This window comes from Micromonospora sp. DT227, from assembly GCF_049841835.1.
Taxonomy (GTDB): domain Bacteria; phylum Actinomycetota; class Actinomycetes; order Mycobacteriales; family Micromonosporaceae; genus Micromonospora.
In genome coordinates this window covers 552,891-573,819 of sequence record NZ_JBNCLA010000005.1, presented here as the reverse complement: position 1 = coordinate 573,819, position 20,929 = coordinate 552,891, and the positions used below count along the sequence as shown (strand labels likewise).

General features: G+C 74.6%; 17 protein-coding genes. 6 read left to right on the top strand and 11 right to left on the bottom strand.

Annotation, left to right across the window (positions count from 1 at the left end; all coding sequences use genetic code 11):
* Positions 1-57 precede the first annotated feature (57 nt).
* Both ACLQ2W_RS20785 and ACLQ2W_RS20780 read left to right on the top strand, forming a co-directional pair.
* Complete coding sequence (locus tag ACLQ2W_RS20785) at positions 58-537, top strand: Lrp/AsnC family transcriptional regulator (RefSeq protein ID WP_425787834.1); 480 nt, start codon at positions 58-60, stop codon at positions 535-537.
* A 61-nt stretch (positions 538-598) separates the two neighbouring features.
* Complete coding sequence (locus ACLQ2W_RS20780; protein WP_405090448.1) at positions 599-1,594, top strand: LLM class flavin-dependent oxidoreductase; 996 nt, start codon at positions 599-601, stop codon at positions 1,592-1,594.
* Positions 1,595-1,761: 167 nt separating this feature from the next.
* On the opposite strand, the gene ACLQ2W_RS20775 is transcribed toward ACLQ2W_RS20780, so the two are convergent.
* From ACLQ2W_RS20775 to ACLQ2W_RS20745, 7 genes are all read right to left on the bottom strand, one after another.
* Positions 1,762-4,038: a cellulose binding domain-containing protein gene (locus ACLQ2W_RS20775; protein WP_425787833.1), complete on the bottom strand. Its 2,277-nt coding sequence runs from the start codon at positions 4,036-4,038 to the stop codon at positions 1,762-1,764.
* Between the two features lie 431 nt (positions 4,039-4,469).
* Positions 4,470-5,453: a sulfite exporter TauE/SafE family protein gene (locus ACLQ2W_RS20770; RefSeq protein ID WP_425787832.1), complete on the bottom strand. Its 984-nt coding sequence runs from the start codon at positions 5,451-5,453 to the stop codon at positions 4,470-4,472.
* Positions 5,454-5,562: 109 nt separating this feature from the next.
* Positions 5,563-6,033 (bottom strand): RrF2 family transcriptional regulator, encoded by a 471-nt coding sequence (locus ACLQ2W_RS20765; RefSeq protein ID WP_425787831.1) that lies wholly within the window; start codon positions 6,031-6,033, stop codon positions 5,563-5,565.
* A 71-nt stretch (positions 6,034-6,104) separates the two neighbouring features.
* On the bottom strand, positions 6,105-6,974 hold the full coding sequence (locus ACLQ2W_RS20760; RefSeq protein ID WP_374709214.1) for an acyl-CoA thioesterase: 870 nt from the start codon (positions 6,972-6,974) through the stop codon (positions 6,105-6,107).
* Between the two features lie 11 nt (positions 6,975-6,985).
* A complete protein-coding gene (gene pyk / locus ACLQ2W_RS20755; RefSeq protein ID WP_425787830.1) occupies positions 6,986-8,434 on the bottom strand; it encodes a pyruvate kinase in 1,449 nt (482 codons plus the stop codon).
* Between the two features lie 169 nt (positions 8,435-8,603).
* A complete protein-coding gene (locus ACLQ2W_RS20750; protein ID WP_425787829.1) occupies positions 8,604-9,995 on the bottom strand; it encodes an FAD-binding oxidoreductase in 1,392 nt (463 codons plus the stop codon).
* A gap of 115 nt (positions 9,996-10,110) precedes the next feature.
* Positions 10,111-10,476 (bottom strand): YciI family protein, encoded by a 366-nt coding sequence (locus ACLQ2W_RS20745; protein ID WP_107157528.1) that lies wholly within the window; start codon positions 10,474-10,476, stop codon positions 10,111-10,113.
* A 145-nt stretch (positions 10,477-10,621) separates the two neighbouring features.
* On the opposite strand from ACLQ2W_RS20745, the gene ACLQ2W_RS20740 reads away from it, so the two are divergent.
* Genes ACLQ2W_RS20740 through ACLQ2W_RS20730 form a run of 3 tightly spaced genes read left to right on the top strand, consistent with a single transcriptional unit; the run spans position 10,622 to position 15,330 of the window.
* Positions 10,622-13,321 carry a hypothetical protein gene (locus ACLQ2W_RS20740; RefSeq protein ID WP_425787828.1) on the top strand — a complete coding sequence of 900 codons (2,700 nt, stop codon included), beginning with the start codon at positions 10,622-10,624 and terminating at the stop codon, positions 13,319-13,321.
* 9 nt (positions 13,322-13,330) lie between these two features.
* A complete protein-coding gene (locus ACLQ2W_RS20735; protein WP_425787827.1) occupies positions 13,331-14,323 on the top strand; it encodes a queuosine salvage family protein in 993 nt (330 codons plus the stop codon).
* An 11-nt stretch (positions 14,324-14,334) separates the two neighbouring features.
* Positions 14,335-15,330, top strand: a complete 996-nt coding sequence (locus tag ACLQ2W_RS20730) for a hydroxyacid dehydrogenase (protein ID WP_425787826.1) — start codon at positions 14,335-14,337, stop codon at positions 15,328-15,330.
* A gap of 12 nt (positions 15,331-15,342) precedes the next feature.
* Here the strand turns inward: ACLQ2W_RS20730 and ACLQ2W_RS20725 are convergent, their stop codons facing one another.
* Positions 15,343-16,155 (bottom strand): glycosyltransferase family 8 protein, encoded by an 813-nt coding sequence (locus tag ACLQ2W_RS20725; protein ID WP_425787825.1) that lies wholly within the window; start codon positions 16,153-16,155, stop codon positions 15,343-15,345.
* A gap of 144 nt (positions 16,156-16,299) precedes the next feature.
* On the opposite strand from ACLQ2W_RS20725, the gene ACLQ2W_RS20720 reads away from it, so the two are divergent.
* A complete protein-coding gene (locus ACLQ2W_RS20720) occupies positions 16,300-17,550 on the top strand; it encodes an MFS transporter (protein WP_425787824.1) in 1,251 nt (416 codons plus the stop codon).
* Here ACLQ2W_RS20720 and ACLQ2W_RS20715 read toward each other — a convergent pair.
* The 3 genes from ACLQ2W_RS20715 to trpS are packed head-to-tail and all read right to left on the bottom strand — an operon-like array spanning position 17,513 to position 20,909.
* On the bottom strand, positions 17,513-18,646 hold the full coding sequence (locus ACLQ2W_RS20715) for a hypothetical protein (protein WP_425787823.1): 1,134 nt from the start codon (positions 18,644-18,646) through the stop codon (positions 17,513-17,515). The two genes, ACLQ2W_RS20720 and ACLQ2W_RS20715, sit on opposite strands and share 38 nt — an antisense overlap.
* Positions 18,643-19,746 carry a glycosyltransferase family 4 protein gene (locus ACLQ2W_RS20710; protein WP_425787822.1) on the bottom strand — a complete coding sequence of 368 codons (1,104 nt, stop codon included), beginning with the start codon at positions 19,744-19,746 and terminating at the stop codon, positions 18,643-18,645. The genes ACLQ2W_RS20715 and ACLQ2W_RS20710 overlap by 4 nt, the downstream gene beginning before the upstream one ends.
* Positions 19,747-19,766: 20 nt before the next feature.
* Positions 19,767-20,909 (bottom strand): tryptophan--tRNA ligase, encoded by a 1,143-nt coding sequence (gene trpS, locus ACLQ2W_RS20705; RefSeq protein ID WP_425787821.1) that lies wholly within the window; start codon positions 20,907-20,909, stop codon positions 19,767-19,769.
* Positions 20,910-20,929 lie beyond the last annotated feature (20 nt).

The following is a 20,929-nucleotide window of genomic DNA, read 5'->3' as shown; positions in this document are numbered from 1 at the left end:
AAGAAGATTCTGATGATCTCGCTTTCGTCCGGAGCTTGTTCGGTGGAGGATGTCGGCATGCCTCTCGCACCGAATGTTGTACGGCCGTTCTCCGCGCTCGACGACGTCGACCGCGCGATCCTCACCGAGCTGACCGCGGACGGCCGGCTGCCGAACAACGCGCTCGCCGAGCGGGTGGGGGTGGCGCCGTCGACGTGTCTGACGCGTACCCGGGCGTTGCGGGAGTGCGGGGCGATCCGCGGGTTCCACGCCGAGGTGGACCCGGCGGCGGTGGGCCTGCCGTTGCAGGCGTTGGTGTCGGTGCGGTTGACCGCGCACGAGCGGGCCGCGGTGGACGCGTTCCGGGCCCGGTCGGTGCGGCTGCCCGGGGTGGTGTCGGTGTTCCACGTGGCCGGCGCGGAGGACTACGTGCTGCACGTGCGGGCGGCGTCCGGGGACGCGTTGCGGGACTTCGTGCTCGACCACCTGGCGGTCGATCCGGCGGTGCAGCACACCCAGACCAGTCTGATCTTCGAGCAGGCGCGAGGTATGGGCTGACCCACCCGACGGAACAATTCCGGCACCGGGCGGGTTGCACCAGTTCGTGATCGACGTACCGATGTCTGTTCTTGACCTTGCCCCGGTGGCCGCGACCGGCAACGCCGGTGAGGCGCTGCGGCACACCACCGAGCTGGCCCGCCGCACCGAGGAGCTGGGCTACCGCCGGTTCTGGGTGGCCGAGCACCACAACATGCCGGCGATCGCCAGTTCGGCGCCGGCGGTGCTGCTCGCGCACCTGGCCGCGCACACCAGCACGATCCGGCTGGGCTCGGGCGGGGTGATGCTGCCCAACCACGCGCCGCTGGTGGTGGCCGAACAGTTCGGCACGCTCGACGCGCTGCACCCGGGTCGGATCGACCTGGGCATCGGGCGGGCGCCCGGCACCGACCAGGGGACCGCGCTGGCGTTGCGCCGCACCATGGAGGGCCTGTCCGCCGAGCACTTCCCGCGCGAGCTGGCCGACCTGATGAACTACTTCTCCGGCGCCGAGCCGGGTCCGATCACCGCGACGCCGGGGCGCGGGCAGTCACCGCAGGTGTGGCTGCTCGGGTCGAGCGGCTTCAGCGCCCAGCTCGCCGGCCTGCTCGGGTTGCCGTTCTCGTTCGCGCACCACTTCAGCGCGCAGAACACCGTCCCGGCGTTGCAGCTCTACCGGCAGCACTTCCGGCCGTCGCAGTGGCTGGACCGGCCGTACGCGATGGTGGCGGTCAACGCGGTCTGCGCGGAGACCGACGAGCGGGCGGAGTGGCTGGCCGGGCCGGCCGGGCTGTCGTTCCTGAAGCTGCGGTCGGGGCGGCCGGAGCCGCTGGTCACGCCGGAGGAGGCGGCGGCCTATCCGTACTCCGCGCTGGAGCGGGAGTTCGTGGCGCAGCGTCGCGACGGTCAGGCGACCGGTTCGCCGGAGACGGTGGCCCGGCAGCTCGGGACGCTGCTGGAGCGCACCGGCGCCGACGAGCTGATGCTGACCGCGATGGTCTACGACGTGGACGACCGGGTCCGCTCGTTCGAGCTGATCGCCGAGAAGGTGGCCGGTGGCCTGCGCCGCGAAGGCTGAAACACGCTCTTCATAGCCACGTCACCGCAGCGTCGCGTGGGACGCATAGCTTTGTCCCCGGTGGTGGTACGGCATTCCCGGTCGGGACGGGTCGGGAATGCTGCGGTGTGGTGCACCGGGTCGCCGGCTGAGCGGATTCCGCGGCCGGCGACCCGGTGCCTGCCGTTTCAGCGCAGGTAGATGTTCGGCGCGGCCGGCGTGCTCATGCCGTCCCCGAGGTGGAAGCCCGGGTGCGGCGGCTGGTTGTAGGCGGTGTTCTGCCAGGCGACGGCGACCCGGTACTGCGCATCGTGCATCAGCGTCGGCAGGCGCAGGCCGGTGGTGACCGGCGTGCTGTAGACGCGCAGCGCCGAGCTGTCGGCGGTGCGCCAGACCACCTCCTCGCGCCAGTCGCCGAACAGGTCGGCGGAGAGCGCCGGGGTCGACTTGGTGCCGTTGTTGGACGCGACGTTGCTGCCGGTGAGCAGTCGCGTCTCGCCACCGGTGCCATACTTGTCGATCTTGGTGCCGTCGAGCAGCTCGCGGACCGGGTCGCCGTCCCACCAGATCAGGAAGTTGGCCGAGGACGGCTTGCGGCCGACGTTCTGCCCGCGCGTGTTGAGCAGGCCGTCGACAGCCGAGGACCAGGACTCGGCGCCGGGGCTGCCGGCCCAGATGTCGTCGGAGACGCCGCGACCGTTGTCGCCGTTCGGCGCGGTCTGCCAGAGGAGCTGACCGGTACGCGCGTCGGACATCCACGAGCTGGGCTTGCTGCCGTCCTCGTCGACCTTGAAGACCTCCAGGCCGGCGCGGGACGGGTCGAGGTCGCCGACGTGCAGCGCGTCGCCGTGCCCGTTGCCGGTCGAGTAGAGCAGCCGGCCGTTGTCGTCGATGGTGGCGGCCCCGTACACGATCTCCTGACGGCCGTCGTTGTCCACGTCGGCCACCGAGAGCTGGTGGTTGCCCTGACCGGCGGCGGCGCCGTTGCCGGAGGCGTTGGAGTCGAACGTCCACCGCTTGCGCAGCGTGCCGTCGCGGAAGTCCCAGGCGGCGATCACCGCGCGGGTGTAGTAGCCACGCGCCATGATCAGCGAGGGGCGCTGCCCGTCCAGGTAGGCGGTGCCGGCGAGGAACCGGTCGACCCGGTTGCCGTACGAGTCGCCCCAGGACGAGACCGTGCCGCGCGGCGGGTCGTAGTCGACGGTGGACAGCGCCGCGCCGGTGCGCCCGTCGAACATGGTCAGGTACTCCGGGCCGGCGAGCACGTAGCCGCTGGAGTTGCGGTGGTCGGCCGAGGACGAGCCGATCACCTGGCCGGTGCCGGAGCGCGAGCCGTCGGCGGTCTTCATGGCCACCTCGGCGTCCCCGTCGCCGTCGTAGTCGTACACCTGGAACTGGGTGTAGTGGGCGCCGGCGCGGATGTTGCGACCCAGGTCGATCCGCCACAGCCGGGCGCCGGTCAGGGTGTACGCGTCGACGTAGACGTTGCCGGTGTAGCCGGACTGGGAGTTGTCCTTGCTGTTCGACGGGTCCCACTTGAGCACGAACTCGTAGCGGCCGTCGCCGTCGAGGTCGCCCACGCTGGCGTCGTTGGCCGAGTAGCTGTACGCCTCGCCGCTCGGCGTGGTGCCTGCGGGCGGGGCCTGGATCGGCACGTCCAGGTAGCCGTTGGCGAACTGGAGCGCCGGGGCGGACGCCGCCTGCTCGGCGCCGTTCACCACGGCCCGCACGGTGTACGCGGACCCGGCCGCCGCGCCGCCGTCCAGGTAGCTGGTGGCGCCGGTGATCGGGCTCGCGTTGACCTTGGTGGCGCCGCGGTAGAGGTTGAACGACACGCCCGAGGTCTCGGTGCCGAGCAGTCGCCAGGAGACCAGGTTCCCGCTGCCGGAGCGGACGCTGACCAGCCCCCGGTCGAGCTTCTCCATCTGCTTCGCGCCTGCCGGCGGAGTGGTGGGCGGCGGGGTGGTGGGCGGCGGCGTGGTGGGCGGCGGCGTGGTGGGCGGCGGAGTGGTCGGGCCGGACGTCGTCGGCGTCGCGGTCGGGGGCGCGCCGGTGCACGTGGTGCCGTTCAGCGTGAACGTGGTGGGGGCCGGGTTGCTGGCGTTGTTCCAGGAGGCGTTGAATCCGAAGTTCGCGGTGCCACCGGTGCCGATGGCGGCGTTGTAGCCGGCGTCGCGGGCGGTGACCTGGACGCCGGACTGGCTGACCGTGGCGTTCCACGCCTGGGCGACCTGCTGACCGGCGGCGAAACTCCAGCCGAGCGTCCAGCCGTCGACCGGGTCGCCGAGGTTGGTCACGGTGACGTCGGCGCCGAAGCCGCCGCCCCACTGGTTGGTGATCCGGTAGTCGACCCGGCAGGCGGCGGCCGCCGCCGAGGCGGTGACGGTGGTGAGCACGCCGGCCGCCAGCGTGGCCGCCGAGACCGCGGCGAGCAGGGCGAGCCGGCGTGAGGTGGTGTGGTGCACGGGGGTTGCCTTTCGCGAAGGTCGGGCACGCGGCGACGCCGGCCTGCCCGGACCGGCGGGAGTGTGCACGTGCGCTGACGCGACGGGAACGTCGACGCATCGACGTTGATGATTAGGCTCCGCGCTCCGCCAGCGTAGCCACCACCGCGCACCCCCACAAGCACGCCGCGCCCCGGCGAAACCTCGCCCTCCATCCCGACCACGGAGAGTGACGTCTCGGCACCACAATTCGCGGAACGGCGATATACCACTGAGGCATAAATATGACGGAGCGGTATATCGCGCGCGAGAGCATCCACCCCGGGCCGGCGAAACGCCGACGATCGCGGCGCGCCGGCCGGGATGCCGCTCGTCAGCGACGCCGGCGGCTCAGCCCTCGACCCGGGACTCTCAACCCCCGACGCGAAAGGCTCAACCCCGACGCGGGAGGCTCAGCCCTCGACGGCGGCGGCGAGCGGCCGGGGCTCCCCCGCCTCGACCGACGGAGCCGAGGCCTCGGCCACCGCGGCCGACGGGGTCGGCGCCGCGGCGAGCGCCGCCTCGGCCGTGGCCCGGGCCCGGCGGGCGCGACGCAGCGCGCGTACCGCCAGCGTCATGGCGACCAGCCAGCCGGCGCCGAGCACGGCGTAGACCAGGGCCGGCACCGGGCCGCCCAACTCACCGGCGCGCAGCAGGGTGCGGGCGTTGGTCAGCACGATCACGCCGCCGATCACGGCGCCGAGCACCTGGGCGGGCACGATGCGGACCAGCCAGGCCGCGATCGGCGCGGCGATCAGGCCGCCGATCAGCAGCGCGGCGACGGTGGGCAGCAGGAAGCCCTCCGAGCCGAGGCCGATCAGGAAGCCGACGCTGGCCGCGCCCGCCACCACGAACTCGGAGGTGTCCACCGAGCCGATGACCTTGCGAGGCTCCATCCGGCCGGAGACCAGCAGCGCCGGGGTGGCGACCGGCCCCCAACCGCCACCGCCGGTGGCGTCGACGAAGCCGGCGACCAGCCCGAGCGGGGCCAGGAAGCGGCTACGCAGCCGGCCGGCGGCCCGGTTGGCGCGCAGCGGCCGGGAGAAGCGGATCAGCAGGTACGCGCCGAGGGTGAACAGGATGGCGGCCATCCACGGGGCGGCCGACTCGGTGGAGATGGAGCTGAGGAACGTGGCGCCGGCGAACGCGCCGATCGCGCCGGGCAGCGCGATCCGGCCGACCACCTTCCAGTCGACGTTGCCGAAGCGCCAGTGCGAGACGCCGGCGGCGAGCGTGGTGCCGATCTCGGCCAGGTGCACCGAGGCGGAGGCCGCGGCCGGCGCGACACCGGCGAAGAGCAGCAGCGTCGACGACGTCAGCCCGTACGCCATGCCGAGCGCGCCGTCGACCAGTTGCGCGAGGAGCCCGACGAGGGCGAGTACCAGCAGCTTGCGCACGAGCGCCCCCTGACTTTTCGGTATCTCCTATCAACTTGGTCGACAATGCGGCACGGAGGCACCCCGGGTCAAGTCCCCCATCCGGTTGGTGGGACACGCCGGACGGCCGTCAGCTCCAGGCGCGCGGGTCGGCGGCCAGCTCGTTGACCCGGGCGGGCAACGTGCCGGTGGCCACGTCGGCGATCGTGACCAGCTCCAGGATCTCCCGCTCGCTGGCCCGCAGCGCGATCCACACGTCCTGCAACGCGCGGGCCGCGCCCTGGTAGCCGAGTTGCTCCGGGCGGTGGCCGCGGACGTGCGCCAGCGGCCCGTCGATCACCCGGATCACCTCGGCCAGGGAGATCTCCCCGGCCGGACGGGCCAGCCAGTAGCCCCCCTCGGGGCCCCGCTGGGCGTGCACGATGCCGCCCCGGCGGAGCTGGAGCAGGATGCTCTCCAGGAACTTCGGCGGGATGTCCTGCGAGCGGGCGATCTGCTCGGCGGTCACCGGCCGGCTCCGCCCGGCGGTCGTGCCCTCGGCGACCGAGGCCAGCTCGGCAGCCGCACGGAGGGCATAGTCGACCCGGGCGGAGAGACGCATGCCGGCAAGGTTAGTCGCCTGTTCAGCCGCCCGGTCTCCCGACCCTCGGCCGAACGGTCACGGCTGCCGGGTCAGCCACCCACCCGGCGCAGCAGCCCCTCCTGCACGGCGCTGGCGATGTGCCGGCCGTCGGTGGTGAACATCCGGCCGGTGGCCAGGCCCCGGGCACCCGACGCGGACGGGCTCCAGCAGTCGTAGAGGAACCACTCGTCGGCGCGGAACGACCGGTGGAACCAGAGCGCGTGGTCGAGGCTCGCGCCCACCACCCCGCCCGGCCCCCACACCTCGCCGTGCACCGACAGCACCGAGTCGAGCAGCGTCAGGTCCGACGCGTACGTCAGCGCGCAGGCGTGCAGCAGCGGGTCGTCCGGCAGCTTGCCGTCGATGCGCATCCAGACCCGCTGGTGCGGCTCGGCCGGGCGGTCGCCGGGGCGTACCCAGCCGGGCTCGCCGACGTACCGGACGTCGATCGGGCGCGGGATCTGCCCCCAGATGCCGAGCCGTTCCGGGTAGCGGGACAGCCGGTCGGTCATGGTGGGCACGTCGTCCGGGCCCGGCACGTCGGGTGGGAGCGGGGCGTGGTGGTCCAGCCCTTCCTCCTGCCGTTGGAACGACGCCGACATGAAGAAGATCGGCTTGTCGTGCTGGAGCGCCACCGAGCGGCGCACCGAGAAGGACCGGCCGTCGCGGACGTTCTCCACCTGGTAGTCGATCGGCTCGGCCGGGTCGCCGGGCCGCACGAAGTAACCGTGCAGGGAGTGCACGGCCCGCTCCGGGCCGACCGTGCGGCCGGCCGCCACCAGCGCCTGACCGGCGACCTGGCCTCCGTAGACCCGCTGCGGGCCCACCTGCGGGCTCATCCCGCGGAAGGCCATCTCGCCGGTCTGCGCGAGGTCCAGCACCTCCAGGAGCTGGTCGACGGCGGCCTGCCCGGTCGCCACCGGAGCGTCACTCACTGGAGGGCCCGGGCCGCCGCGGCGTCGACGAGCGAGCCGAGCTGGTGCACGCGCAGCGTGTTGGTGGAGCCGGGCGTGCCGGGCGGGCTGCCGGCCACGATCACCACGTAGTCGCCCGGGTTGGCCCGGTTCAGGCCGAGCAGCGCCTGGTCGACCTGGCGGAACATGTCGTCGGTGTGCTGCACGAACGGCATCAGGAACGTCTCCACGCCCCAGCAGAGCGCGAGCTGGTTGCGCACCTCCGGCACCGGCGTGAACGCCAGCAGCGGCAGGTCGCAGTGCAGCCGGCTGAGCCGCTTGACGGTGTCGCCGGTCTGCGAGAACGCCACCATGGCCTTGGCGCCGATGGCGCGGGCGATCGACGACGCGGCGACGGTGAGCGCGCCGCCGTGCGTACGCGGGTCGTGCTGGAGCCGGGGCACGGCGATGGAGCCGGCCTCGGTGGTGGTGACGATCTTCGCCATGGTGCTGACGGTGAGCACCGGGTACTTGCCGACGCTGGTCTCGCCGGAGAGCATCACCGCGTCCGCGCCGTCGAGCACGGCGTTGGCCACGTCGGAGGCCTCGGCGCGGGTCGGGCGGGAGTTCTCGATCATCGAGTCGAGCATCTGGGTGGCCACGATGACCGGCTTGGCGTTCTCCCGGCAGAGCTGCACGGCGCGCTTCTGCACCAGCGGGACCTGGTCCAGCGGCAGTTCCACGCCGAGGTCGCCGCGGGCGACCATGACGCCGTCGAAGGCGAGCACGATCGCCTCCAGGTGGTCGACCGCCTCCGGCTTCTCGACCTTGGCGAGCACCGGGCGACGGACGCCCTCCTCGTCCATGATCGAGTGGACGAGCTTGATGTCGTCCGGCGAGCGGACGAAGGAGAGCGCCACCATGTCGACGCCGAGGCCGAGGGCGAAGCGCAGGTCCTCGGCGTCCTTGTCGGACATGGCCGGGACGCTGACCGCCACGTTCGGCAGCGAGACGCCCTTGTTGTTGGAGACCGGGCCGCCCTCGGTGACCAGGCAGCGGATGTCGTTGCCGGTGACGTCGCTGACCTCGACCGCGACCCGGCCGTCGTCGATCAGCAGCCGGTCGCCCGGCTTCACCTCCTGCGGCAGCTTGCGGTAGGTGCAGGAGACCCGCTCCTTGGTGCCGACGATCTCATCGCTGGTGATCACCACGGAGTCGCCGGTGCGCCACTCGTGCGGACCGTCGGCGAAGCGCCCGAGCCGGATCTTGGGGCCCTGGAGGTCGGCGAGCACGGCGACCGGCTGCCCGGCGGCCTCGGCCGCCTCCCGGACCATCCGGCAGACCGACTCGTGGTCGGCGTGACTGCCGTGGCTGAAGTTGAGCCTCGCCACGTTCATGCCGGCCTCGACGAGCCCCCGGATGCGCTCCGGGGACGAGGTGGCGGGGCCGAGAGTGCAGACAATCTTCGCGCGGCGTGTCACGCCCATCAGGCTAGTCTCTCCTCCGGGTCGGCTCACCAGCCGACCCCTTGCGGACTTGCGGAACAGTTGTCCAACGACGCGCGAACAAACGCGCGGGCGGGCGGTAGGCGTACCGCACCGGAACGTCGTGTGGCGGGCATCGGCGACCGCGCGGCGGAAATCGTACCGCCCGTCGTCACCGCCCGACGCGGGGTCCGGGCCGGTCGGCCGGCGGCAGCGTGGGCACGGCGGAGAACACCTCGTGCGGGTCGTACCGGCGCCTGGCCCGGCGCAGCCGGTCCCAGTTCGGCCCGTAGGCGAGCCGGACCCGGTCGGTCTCCTCCGGCGCGAGCAGGTTCGGGTAGCCGCCGGGCAGCGCGTGCGGCGCCAGCGCCGCCGAGGTGCGCTCGGCCCACGCCCGGTGCGGCGCCGGGTCCCCGCCCGGCGTCCAGACCGCGATGATCTCGACCAGCAGGTGGTCGGCACGCAGCCCGAACGCGGTCCCGCCGATCGGCACCCGGGCCGCCGCGCCGTGGAAGTGGTGCAGCGCGATCGCCGAGAACGGCGAGCTGACCGCGCCGGCCGCCGCGGTCAGCGCGGCCACCACCGGCTCGTCCACCCGGGCCAGCCACCGGGTCCGCAGCAGGTAGTGGTTGCCGTCGGCCATCCCGCCGTCGAACAGGCGCAGCGCGTCCTCGTACGCCAGCGGGCCGACCTGGTCGACCAGCGGCGTGCCGAGCGCGCGCAGCCGGTCCACCGCGGCCCGGCCCGCCGCCGGGTCGTCGCCGCTGACGAACGGGGCGAGGAAGACCACCGGTTCGCCGGCCGGGCCGGGCAGGAAGCCGGCCATCACGGTCACCTCGTCCGGCGCGTCCCGCACCACGCCGGCGTAGCCGCGCAGCACCGCCGTCGCCTGGTCGAGCGGGAACAGCAGCATGCCGGCGAGCACGGTGGCCAGCGGGTGCGTGCGGTAGCGCAGCGCGGTGGCCACGCCGAAGTTCCCGCCGCCGCCACGCAGCGCCCAGTACAGCTCGGGTTCGTGCGCCGGGTCGGCGGTCACCAGCCGGCCGTCGGCGAGCACCACCTCGGCGCCGAGCAGGTTGTCCAGCGCCAGCCCGTACCGGCCGCAGAGCGGGCCGTAGCCGCCGGCCATGGTCAGCCCGGCCATCCCGACCGCGCGCACCACGCCGGTGGGGACGACCCGGTCGTACGGCCGCAGGGCGGCCAGCACGTCACCGGCCGTCGCCCCGCCGCCCACGGTGACCACGCCGGCGCCGGGGTCGACGTCCACCCGGCGCAGCGCGGTGAGATCGACGACCAGTCCGCCCTGGCGCAGCGCCCGGCCGGCCCAGTCGTGGCCGCCGGCCCGGACCGACAGCGGCAGGTGGCAGCGCCGGGCGACGCGGACCGCCAGGGCGACCTCGGCGGCGTCGAGGGCGCGGGCCACCAGCGCGGGGACCGCGCCCGGCGCGCCGTTCCAGAGCCGCACGGCGGCCGGGAAGCCGGCGTCGGCCGGGGTGAGCAGGCGGTCGCCGAGCGCCGCGCGGAGCAGGTCGGTGGCGCGCGGGACATCCGGGGCGGAGGTCATGGCGGACTCCTCGGCCGACCCCGGGCCGGCGGGCGCCGGACGTGCCGGGGTCGCTGCGTGGGCCGGACCGTAGCACCGACCCGGGGCGGCCCGCCGTCGCCCGCGCGACAGTCCCTCAGCTCTCCGCCTTGACCAGCGGGAACTCCAGCGAGCCGGCCGGGCAGAGGAAGGTCAGCACCTCCACCCGGTAGAGCCCGGCCTGCACCGCCGGGTCGGCCTCCATGACGCTGCGGACGTCGTCCACCGACCCGGTCCGGGCCAGCCCGAAGCCGATCGGCGGGTCGGGTTCCCGGGCCGGCCCGTCCACCGAGCCGTCGATCAGCACGATGCCGCGCCGCTGCAACGCCTGCATGTGCCGGAGATGCTCGGACTGCAACCGCTGCACGGTCTCCTCCGGCAGCGCCCGGCCCGAGGGTCCCGGGTAGAGCACGATGCACTCGTAGGTGTCCAACGCGAAGTCGAGCCGGGGCGTGGCGCCCATGCGCACCTCCTGACCGCCGTCGCGTCCAGCCTCGCACGGGGTCGCGTCACCGCGGGGTCGCTCGCCGCAACTGCCCGGGTCACCGCCGGAACCGGGCGTTCGTCCCGCCGTTGCCAGCACCTTCGGGGCATTGATATCTTTCCGCGTGCACATCGCCCGGGGCTCGGCCGCGGCCTCCTCACCGTGGTTGGCCGGCCCGCCGGGCGACGCCGACGTCGACCCGGAGCCGTCCTCACTGGGTCAGGCCCTCCGCGGGTTCGCGACCCGTACGCTCACCGAGTTCGTGACGCGCTACACGCCGCGTTTCCGGGTGCCCCGCGTCTTCGCCGGATTCCCGGTGCAGGCGGACGTGCACGCCGACCTCGCCCACGTCCTCGGGCTGCTGCACGCCGGCGGGGTGACCCGGCTCGCCGGCACGCCGATCGACGACGCGTTGCTGACCGTGCTCGGCGCGGTCGACGGCGAGCGGACCCACACGTTCGCCTCCTACCGGGTGGCGGAGACGCTGCGCCGGTTCGGCCCGTGGGCGGACAACGCGCTGCTCCCCCGGCTGCCGCCGGAACGGCGGGAGCACCTGCGGGCCGCCGTGGACACCGGGCCGCACGAGAGCTGGCTGGACGCCCGGACGCCGCGCAACTACGCGGCGGTGCTGGCCCGGTGCGAGCACGCCCGGTCGGAACTCGGGCTGCCGGTGGACGCCGCGGCGCTGGACGACCTGGTCCGCCGCACCCGCGACCTGATCGAGGAGACCCCGGGTCGGCAGTTGGACGACTCCACCGACGGCTCCGGCCGGTTCGACATCTACGGCCCGGCCCTGTATCCGGTCGCCGAGCCGCTGGCCGCCCGGATCGGCCCGGCCTGGGCGGCGGGCGCCCGCGACGCGCTCGCCCTGGTGGATCTCGTGGTGACCGACAGCGGAAGCGCCGTCGCCTGGGGCCGCTCCGCCGGGGCGCTGGCCCGCTGCCTCACCGTCGAACTGGCCGGGCTCGTGGCGCGTCGTCCCGAGCTGTCCCCGACCGGCCGCGACGAGTGGGCGGCCCGGGCCCGCGACGCGTTCGACGCGCTCCGCCCCTGGTTCGACCAGGGGCTGATCCAGGCCCACCGGCACCGGTCGACCTACGCGTACCGGGGCCCCGCACGGCGGCTCCAGATGACCCTCGACTGCCTCGGCAAGCTGCTGGACGCGGCGAACTCGCTGGACTCCGTCCCGATGCCGGGCCCGACGCCCCGCCGGCCGCGCGACGCGGTCTTCTTCTTCGACCGCGCCCGCCACGCCGGCGTCTGGTCGTACCGCTCGGCGCGGACCGCGTTCGTCCTGCCGCTTGTCGGGTCCACCGTCTCGGACTACCTGCCCGCCCCGCAGTGGCCCGGCCTGTTCGAGGTGCCGGTGGACAGCGCGCTCGCCACCGGCGTGCCCGTGGCGGTGCGGGACGGGCGTACGGTCGTGCCCGCCGGCCGGCCCGACCGGGTGGTCCACCGGCCGGGCGGCCTGGAGGTGGTCCACCACCGCTGGCAGGAGCCCGGAAGGCGGCAGACACCCGCCGACCTCCCGCCGGTGCCCGCGACGCGTCACGCCCGGTACGAGGTGCGCGGCCGGACCCTGCACGTGCACGAGGAGCTGCGCTTCGACCGGCCGCCGGAGGCGGTCGCGCTCCAGGTGACGGAGGCCGCGGCCCGGCCGCTGCGGGTCGAGTTCGGCGTCGGCCCGGCGGACGTGGTCACCACCGTCGAGGTGGCGGGCGTGTCGGCCTACCGCAGCTACTTCGGCGAGCTGCCGGTCGTGCACCAGGTGGAGGTGGCGCCGGCCACCCGGATGGCGTTCACCTGGTCGGTGACGCCCAAGCTGCGGGTGGCCAGCTCGGCGTACGGCCACCACTACGACGCCCTGCTCTACGGTCCGCTGCGGGACCGGGTGCACGAGGTGGCGCTGGGCCGCGGGCAGCTCGACCGGCACCGGGAGATCCTGGCCGACGTCGACGTGTTCCACCTGCACTGGCCGGAGCGGCTGCTCCCGGCGGAGCTGGCCGGGCACCTCGCGCTGATCGACGCGATCCGGGACAGCGGGGTACGGCTCCTGCTCACCCAGCACAACCTCACGCCGCACGACCGGCAGCCGCGGTGGCGGCCGGTCTACCAGGCCTGGGCGGCGGCCGCCGACGGCGTGGTGCACCACAGCGCGCGCGGCCGGGACCGGGCGCGTGACGTGCTGCCCTACCCGGACGATGCCCGCCACTGGGTGATTCCGCACGGGCACTTCGGCGACCTGATGACCGACATCCGCGCCGACGACCGGGCCCGTACCGAGCGGGAGTACGGCCTGCGCCCGGGCGCGCTGCGGCTGGGCGTGATCGGGGCGCCCCGCCCGGAGAAGGACACCGCGCTGGTCATCGACGCGGTGGCCGCGTCCGCCCGCGACGACATCGAACTGCTGGTCCTCTCCGGCACCCCGGACCTGCCCCGGTCACCGGACCCCCGGATCCGGGTGGTGCCCTACGACCTGGTGCCCCGCCGCGAGTACAACCGGCGGCTCGCCGCGATCGACGTGCTGGTGCTGCCGTTCCGCGACGGCGAGATGCTGGCCACCGGCACCGTGGCCGACGCGATCGGGCGGGGGCTGCCGGCGCTGGTGTCGCCGTGGCCCTTCCTCATCGAGATGCTCGGCGGGTCCGCCATCCCGTACGGCCGCACCCGGGAGGACCTGACCCGCTGCCTGGACTCGCTGGACGACGCCCGCCTCGACCGGGCCCGCGCCGCGAGCGGGCGGCTACGCGCCACGTACGACTGGGCCCGGGTGGCGGAGTCGCACCTCGCCGCGCTGGAGTCCCTGGGTCCCGCGAAGCTCTGAGGAGAGTGGATGACCGACCAGACCACCGGCCGGACCGCGTCGCCGGACCACACCGTCGACCACCCGGCCGCGCTGCGCGTCGCCGCCGCCTCGGTGGCGGCCCGGGCCACCCACGCCCGGCCGTCGGCGCGCCCGGTCGACGCCGGCTACCTCGACGAGTTGCGCCGCCAGCCGCCGGTGGAGTCCGGGCTGGCCCGGCTGCCGGACGAACGGACCCGGATCGGCTTCGTGATCGTCCGCGACGCCGTCAACTTCGGCTCCGGCCTGCACCCGCACCTGGTGAAGCTGCCCGGCCTGTCCGGCGCCCGGACCATCGGCCAGCTCCTGCTCGACCGGGTGCGCCGGGACGGCGTGCCGCCCCCCGCGTACCTGGCCGGGCTGGACGGGCGGGCCTGCGCGGAGATGTTCGGCCAACCCACGCGGGGTCCGGCGTTCACCCTGATGACCATGTTCGCCACCGCCTGGAACGAGCTGGGCGCGTACACCGGGGACCGGTTCGGTGGGGAGTACCCGGCGCTGGTGGAGGAGGCGGCCGGGTCGCCGACGGCGATGGTGGCGATCCTGGCCGGGATGCCGCACTGGCGGGACGTCTCCCGCCACGGCGACCTGGACGTGCCGTTCCACAAGCGGGCCCAGCTCGCGACGTACGGCCTGTCGTTGTGCCACGACCCCGGCGGCGCGCGACGGTTCACCGACCTCGGCCGGCTGACCGCGTTCGCGGACAACCTCATCCCGCACGTGCTGATCGAGGACGGGCTGCTGGAGATCGACGCGGAGCTGGCCGACTCGCTGCGGGCCGGCCGGCCGTTGGCGCACGGCAGCCCGGCGGAGGTCGAGCTGCGGGCCGCGGCGGTCGAGATCTGTGAGCGGCTGGCCCACCGGGCGGCGACGGCCGGCGACCCGGTGCACCCGGTGGAGCTGGCCAGCCTGCTGTGGAAGAAGGGGCAGCAGCCGCGCTACAAGGCCCGGCCCCGGCCCCGCAGCGTCAGCTTCGCCTACTGAGGAGGACGCGGATGCTCCCGGCCGCCCTGCTGATGCGCGCGGACCTGCCCGACCAGCTCTTCGCCCCCACCAGCCGGGCCCGGCTGGACCGGCTGGTCAGCCTCCCCCCGGACCCCTGGACCGGCTGGTCCGACGCCACCCCGGCGGCGCTGCGCCGCACCGAGCTGCTGCTGACCGGCTGGGGCTGCCCACGCCTCGGCGTGGCGGAGCTGGCCGCCATGCCCCGCCTGCGGGCGGTGGTCCACACCGGCGGCTCGGTCAAGGAACTGCTGGACCCGGCGGTGTGGGAGCGCGGCGTCCGGGTCACCACCTCGGCGCGGGCCAACGCGGTGCCGGTCGCCGACTACACGGTGGCGATGGTGCTGCTGGCCGGCAAGAACGTCCTCGCCGCCGCCGACCGCTACCGGCGCAGCCTGGACCGCCGCGCCCTGCTCACCGGTTACCCGGCGACGGGCAACGCGGACCGGACGGTGGGCCTGGTCGGCGCGTCCCGGGTCGGCCGGCTGGTGGCGGCCCGCCTGTCGGACCTGGGCTTCCGGCTGCTCTGCCACGACCCGTTCCTGGACCCGGACGACGCGGAGCGGCTCGGGGTACGCCCCGTCGAGCTGGCGCACCTGCTCCGGGAGTCGTCGATCGTCAGCCTGCACGCCCCGCTCACGCCGGAGACGGCCGGGATGATCGACGCGGCCGGGCTGTCGCTGCTGCCCGACGGCGCCACCCTGATCAACACCGCCCGGGCCGGGCTGCTGGACCAGGAGGCGCTGCTCGGGCACCTGCGTACGGGCCGGCTCTCCGCCGTGCTGGACGTGACCGATCCCGAGCCGTTGCCGCTGGACCATCCCCTGCGCGCCCTGCCGAACGTGCTCGTCACCCCGCACGTCGCCGGCGCGCAGGGCAGCGAGCTGCGCCGGCTCGGCGACCAGGCGGTGGAGGAGGTGGACCGGTTCGTCAGCGGCCTGCCGGCGGCGGATCCGGTCCTGGCGGAGCGGTTGCCGTTCCTCGCCTGAGCCGGGGTCGCCTCAGCCGTCCAGCTCCGCGCGGTACTTCCAGTAGCGCCGGCCGAACTCGCTGAAGTCGGGGAACTCGTCGGTCCAGAACTTCTTCGGCCCGACGCAGTGCACCAGGGACGCCTGCGCCGGGTCACCGCCGTAGACCGGCTCCAGCCGCCAGCCCATCATGTGGTTCCACCGGTGCGACAGCCGCAGCCAGCGTCCGAACAGGACGTGGTTCAGCGCGTCCTGGTCGGGGTAGCGCGCGGCGTCCGCGTGCCGCTCGATGTAGTCGAGCGCGCGGCCGGTGACGTCCGCGTCGCGCCACCGCGCGAGGTCGATCAGCAACATGCCGGAGTTGAAGTAGGGCGCCTGCGGGTCCAGCGTGGCCTCCTCCCGCAGCCCCGGGAGCGCGCCCCCGTCGGCCAGCCGCCGGGTGTACGCGTCCCGCACCGCACCGACCACCGCCTCGCCGAGCGCGACGTCGGCGAGCCCGGCCAGCGACCCCGTGCAGAGCATGTCGCAGTCGAGGTAGACCAGCCGGTCCAGCTCGACGGGCACCAGCCACGGCAGAAACAGCCGCAGGTACATGCCCTGGGAGATGTGTCGTGCGCTGTCCCGGGTGGACAGCGGCAGGTGCGCGACCCGGTCCACCGGCCGGAAGCGCACCTCGCCGCGGTCGCCGACCTGCCGGCGGACCGCGTCGCGCAGGTCCGCCCCGAGGTCGTGATCGGTGACCAGCCAGAAGGTGGGCGTCGCCAGCGCGCCCTCGCGCAGGATGCTCTCGATGAGGACCCGTGCGTGCGGCACGTACGCCTCGTCGAAGCCGAGTCCGAAGTGCACCGCGTTCCCATCGTCGTCCGGGCGCACCCGGCGGTGGCGCCGCTGCCAGCTTCGGGCACGGTGGCCGGATTGCCAACCCCGCACGACCCCTATCCGGCAGCGACGGGAGCCGATGTCCGGCCCGCCGGCCGGTAGGCTCGCCAGGTGGTGCCCTTCCCCGTTTTCTGGTGCTTCGCCCTGCTGTCCAACACCGCGGCGTCGGCCCAGTGGGTGAACATCGCCTGGGCGCTTGGCGACAACCGCCTGCCGGCGGCGGTGCTCGCCGTGTGGCAGATCTCCGCGCTGCTGGGCACGATCCCCGGTGTGCTGCTGGGGGCGCGGGCGGCCCGCCGGCTCGGACCCGTCCGTACCCTGGTGTGGTCGTCCGCGGTCGAGGCGGCGAGCTGTCTGGCGGTGGCCGTCGTGGCCTGGGACACCGGCGACGGGCTGTCCACCCGCCGGGCGCTGCTGGTGGCGGTCGTCTGCTCGGTCACGCCGTTCGCGGTCGGCTTCGGCGGCCCGTCCTGGCTGGCCCTGGTCGGCGCCTGGCCGGGCAGCGCGAGCCGGACCCGCCAGTTGCTGCTGGACAGCATCCAGTTCCAGCTCGGCCGCACCGCCGGGCCGCCGGTGGCGGCCCTCCTGATCGCCACCGTCGCCCATCCGGTGCCGGTCGCGGCGGTGGCCAACTCCGTCACCTTCCTCGCCGTCACGGTGATCATGCTGGCCGCGGCGCGCACGTCCGGCGTCGGGCCGCCGCCGCCCCGGCCGGCCGACACGCCGACGGCCCGGCCCTCCTGGCGGCTGTTCGGCTCCACCGCCGTGCTCGCCGCTGCCGGATACGCGCTGGCCAGCGACACGTCCCGGCTCTACGTCGCCCGCCTCATCCGGGCCGCCGACCTGCCCGCCGTGGTCTTCTCGGTGACCGTCTCGGTGGTGGCGCTCACCGCCGCCGGTGCGGCGGCCGTGGCCGCCCGGCGGCGGATACCGGACCGCCGGCTGGCCCAGCTCGGGCTCGGCCTGCTCGCCGTCGGCCTGCTCACCTGGGCGACCGCGAGCACGCTGGGCGTACCGGCCTGGATCGTCGGCGGGGCGCTGGTCGGCGCGTCGCTGCCGCTGGCGCACGCCGCGCTGACCTCGCTGGTGATGGGCGAGGCCGGCGACGCGGACCAGGCGACCGGGGCCGCGGTCACGATGGCGACGAACACCGGCGCGGTGGCGCTCGGCAGCACCGTGGTCGCTCCGCTGGTGAGCCCGCTCGGGCCGCTGGTGTTCCTGCCGCTGGCCGCCCTGGCGGCGATCGCGCTGGCCCGGGTGCGCCGCCGCTACCGGGCCGACGCCCCCGCGCCGCCGCCCGCCGTGCCGGTGCCGGCGGGCGGCGTCAGCGCCGGAGGCAGTCCGCCAGGTCGGCCGCGATGACCGCGGCGCCGCTGACCGGGGCGCGCAGCGCCGCGGGGAGCGGCCGGTCCCGCTGGTCGGGGTGCCGCCACGCCTCGGCGAGCGCCGCGCCGAAGGCCGGATCGGGCAGCACCCGCTCGTTGAGGTCGTGCACCGCCCGGACCCCGTCGCCCTCGGGGAGGTCGGCCCCGATCGGGCGGTACGCGTCGTCCAGCACCCGCCAGGCGGGGCCCAGTTCCGTGCCGTGGTGGCGCAGCAACCGGCGCAGGTTGAGCACCTGCGAGTAGTTCTCCGGCGGCAGCGGCAGCATCGGACGGCCGAGCTGGGCCAGCTCCAGGATCGTGGTCAGCCCCGGGGGTGCCAGGACCGCGCCGGCCCGCCGGAACAACGCGAGCGCCGCGTCGTGGCTGAGCGAACGGGCGTCGACCCCGGCGAAGAGGTCACCGAACCGGTCGATGGCGCCCGCGCTGGTGAGCACCACCGGCGGGCCCGCCGACGCGTCGGCGACCAGGCGCAGCACCTGCGCGAGGTAGACGTGTTGGCTGCCCGGGTACGGGTTGAGCAGGCCGCCGAGGCTGGCCACCCACGGCGCTCCGGCCCGGTCCGCCGGCCCGGCGTCGGCCGGCTCCGGCCCGACGTCGGTGATCGGCGGGACGGCCCGGACGTTCGGCACCCCGGTGCGGGCCATCACCTCGACGGAGTCGAAGAGATCCTGCACCCAGTAGCGGCGCACCGACCGGATGCCGGGGAAACCGGCGAACGAGTCCGGCCGCCACATGTAGGCCAGACTGTCGACGCAGAACACCGGCAGCTCCGGCGCCAGGCGGGCGGCCAACGGCCGGTGCATCACCACGATCATCGCGTCCAGGGTCGGCCGCAGCTCACCGCCGACCTGCTCGGCCTCGTGGACGCTGCCGGTGTCCACGACCCGGGCCGGCAGCCCGGTGCGCCGGAGCAGCTCCAGTCCGAGACCGCTGGACACGAACGTCCAGCGCACCCCGTCGCCGAACCGCCGGTGGACCGCCTGGGCGACGGCGACGGCCTTGCTCGCCGGCCCGTAGCCGAACGGCAGCGCGTACAGCCCGAGTCGCAGCGGCGTACCGCCCGGGCCGCTCATCCGATGGTCCCGGGCGTCCGGGCGGGCACCGGGGCGCCGGCGCCGACCGGGTCGGGACCACCACCGAGGCTGCGCAGCAGCGCCCGGAGTGAGCGGTCGAGGCTGAACCGCTCGGCGACCCAGGCCCGGCTGCCCGCCGGCACCTCCGGCGCGTCCAACGCGTCCCGCACCGCCGCGGTCAGCGCGTCGAGGTCCCCCACGGGCACCGCGACGGCCGCCGGCCCGACGGTCTCCGGCAGGCCCGCGTCGGCGTACACGACCGTCCGCGTGCCGCTGGCCTGCGCCTCGATGGAGACCATGCCGAACGGCTCGCCGATCGACGGCAGGACCACCGCCGAGGCCGCCGCGAACAGGCCGGCCACCTCGGCGGGGGACGACGGCGGCGGGACCAGTCGGACGCCGGGCAGCCGGCGCAGCCGGTCCCGGAACCCGGCGGTCTCCGGGTCGAGCACGCCGGGGGTGACGTCGGTGACCCGCAGCTCCACCCCGAGACGACCGGCGACAGTCGCCGCGTCGGCCAGGCCCTTGTTCGCGACGAGTCGTCCCGCCCACACCACGTGCCGCCCCTTCTCGACGCGGGGCTGCCCGACGAACTCCGCCGCCACGAACGGGGTGACGACGTCCACCCCGGCGGCGACCTCGGCCTCGATCAGCCCGGCCAGCCACCGCGAGCAGGCCTGCCGCGACGGCGCGCCGGCGATGGCGGCGCGCAGCGCCCCGGGGTCGGCGGCGGGCGGCCACACCCGGCCGGGCGTGAAGCACGGCGGGTTGTGCATCATCAGGCCGGCCTGGGGGAGGTACGGCAGCCAGTGCGCCTCCTGGTGCAGCGAGACGAGATCCATCCCGGCCACCACCTCGGCGGCCTCCGCCGGGCTGCCCACCGCGTGCTTGCGGACCCCGGCCAACCGGTGCGCGTGCGCGGCGAACGCCTCGTCGAGGTCGTCGGGCACCGTGTCGTAGACGGCGACGACGTGCACGTCGTAGCGCCCGTTGAGCGCCTGCGCCCAGCCGGCCATGACGTTGGAGATGCCCCCCACCCGGAAGCCGGACGGGTAGTGGCCCATGCTGACGAACGCGATCGATCCGGTCGAAGTGTGCACCGGGTCCCCTCCCCGAGGGCTCAGTAGACCATCCCCATGGCGTCGCGGACCTCGGCCAGCGTGGCGTCGCCGACCTCGTTCGCCCGACGGTTGCCCTCGGCCAGGATCGACCGCAGGTAGCCCTCGTCGGCGGCCAGCTCCGCGCGCCGGCTGCGGATCGGGGCGAGCCGTTCGTTGACCGCCTCGGTGACCACGGCCTTCAGCCCCGCGGCGCCGGCGCCGGCCAGTTCGTCGGCGATGGCCTCCGGCGACCGGCCGCTGCTGAGCGCGGCGAGCAACAGCAGGTTGGCCACCTCGGGGCGGCGTTGCGGCTCCCAGGTGATCGTCCGCTCACTGTCCGTGACGGCCCGGCGGATCAGCTTGGCCGTGACGTCGGCGCTCATCGCCAGCTCGATCGCGTTGCCCCGGGACTTGCTCATCTTCTGCCCGTCCACGCCGAGGATGCTCACCGCCTCGGAGAGCAGGGCGTCCGGGCGGGGGAACACGGCGTGCCGCTTGTCGGCCCGGCCGTAGATCTCGTCGAACCGGCGGGCGACCACCCGGGTCTGCTCGACGTGCGGCAACTGGTCCTTGCCCACCGGCACCAGGTTGGCCTTGCAGAACAGGATGTCGGCGGCCTGGTGGACCGGGTAGGTCAGCATCAGCCCGGACATGGGCCGACCGTTCGTCGCCGCGAGCTCCGCCTTCACCGTGGGGTTGCGGCGCAGCTCGGCGTCGGTGACCAGGGCGAGGAACGGCAGCATCAACTGGTTGAGCGCCGGTACGGCGGAGTGGGTGAAGATGGTGCAGCGGCGCGGGTCGAGCCCCACCGCCAGGTAGTCGGTGACCAGCGACAGGACCCGCTCCCCCACCGGGCCGACCGCGTCCCGGTCGGTGATGACCTGGTAGTCGGCGATGATGACGAACGTCTCCACCCCCGCGTCCTGCAACCGCACCCGGTTCTCGAGCGAGCCGAACAGGTGACCGACGTGCAGCCGGCCGGTGGGCCGGTCGCCGGTCAGCACCCGGAACCGGGACGGGTCCTCGCGCAACTCCTGCTCGATCGCCAGCGACCGCTTACGGGCTGCCGCGAGGGAGGCGTTGTCCGACCCGCCGTCGGCCGGATCGTCCGGACCCGCCGCGGCCGGTGGGTCCATCAGCGAGCTGTCCTGCGCAGCGTGCATGAAACGGCAAGCCTCCCTCG

Coding starts and splice junctions, on each gene's coding strand:
- ACLQ2W_RS20785 (WP_425787834.1), top strand. CDS start 58: ATGCCTCTCGCACCGAATGTTGTACGGCCGTTCTCCGCGCTCGACGAC.
- ACLQ2W_RS20780 (WP_405090448.1), top strand. CDS start 599: ATGTCTGTTCTTGACCTTGCCCCGGTGGCCGCGACCGGCAACGCCGGT.
- ACLQ2W_RS20765 (WP_425787831.1), bottom strand. CDS start 6,033: ATGCGTCTCTCCGCCCGGGTCGACTATGCCCTCCGTGCGGCTGCCGAG.
- pyk (WP_425787830.1), bottom strand. CDS start 8,434: ATGGGCGTGACACGCCGCGCGAAGATTGTCTGCACTCTCGGCCCCGCC.
- ACLQ2W_RS20750 (WP_425787829.1), bottom strand. CDS start 9,995: ATGACCTCCGCCCCGGATGTCCCGCGCGCCACCGACCTGCTCCGCGCG.
- ACLQ2W_RS20745 (WP_107157528.1), bottom strand. CDS start 10,476: ATGGGCGCCACGCCCCGGCTCGACTTCGCGTTGGACACCTACGAGTGC.
- ACLQ2W_RS20735 (WP_425787827.1), top strand. CDS start 13,331: ATGACCGACCAGACCACCGGCCGGACCGCGTCGCCGGACCACACCGTC.
- ACLQ2W_RS20730 (WP_425787826.1), top strand. CDS start 14,335: ATGCTCCCGGCCGCCCTGCTGATGCGCGCGGACCTGCCCGACCAGCTC.
- ACLQ2W_RS20715 (WP_425787823.1), bottom strand. CDS start 18,646: ATGAGCGGCCCGGGCGGTACGCCGCTGCGACTCGGGCTGTACGCGCTG.
- trpS (WP_425787821.1), bottom strand. CDS start 20,909: ATGCACGCTGCGCAGGACAGCTCGCTGATGGACCCACCGGCCGCGGCG.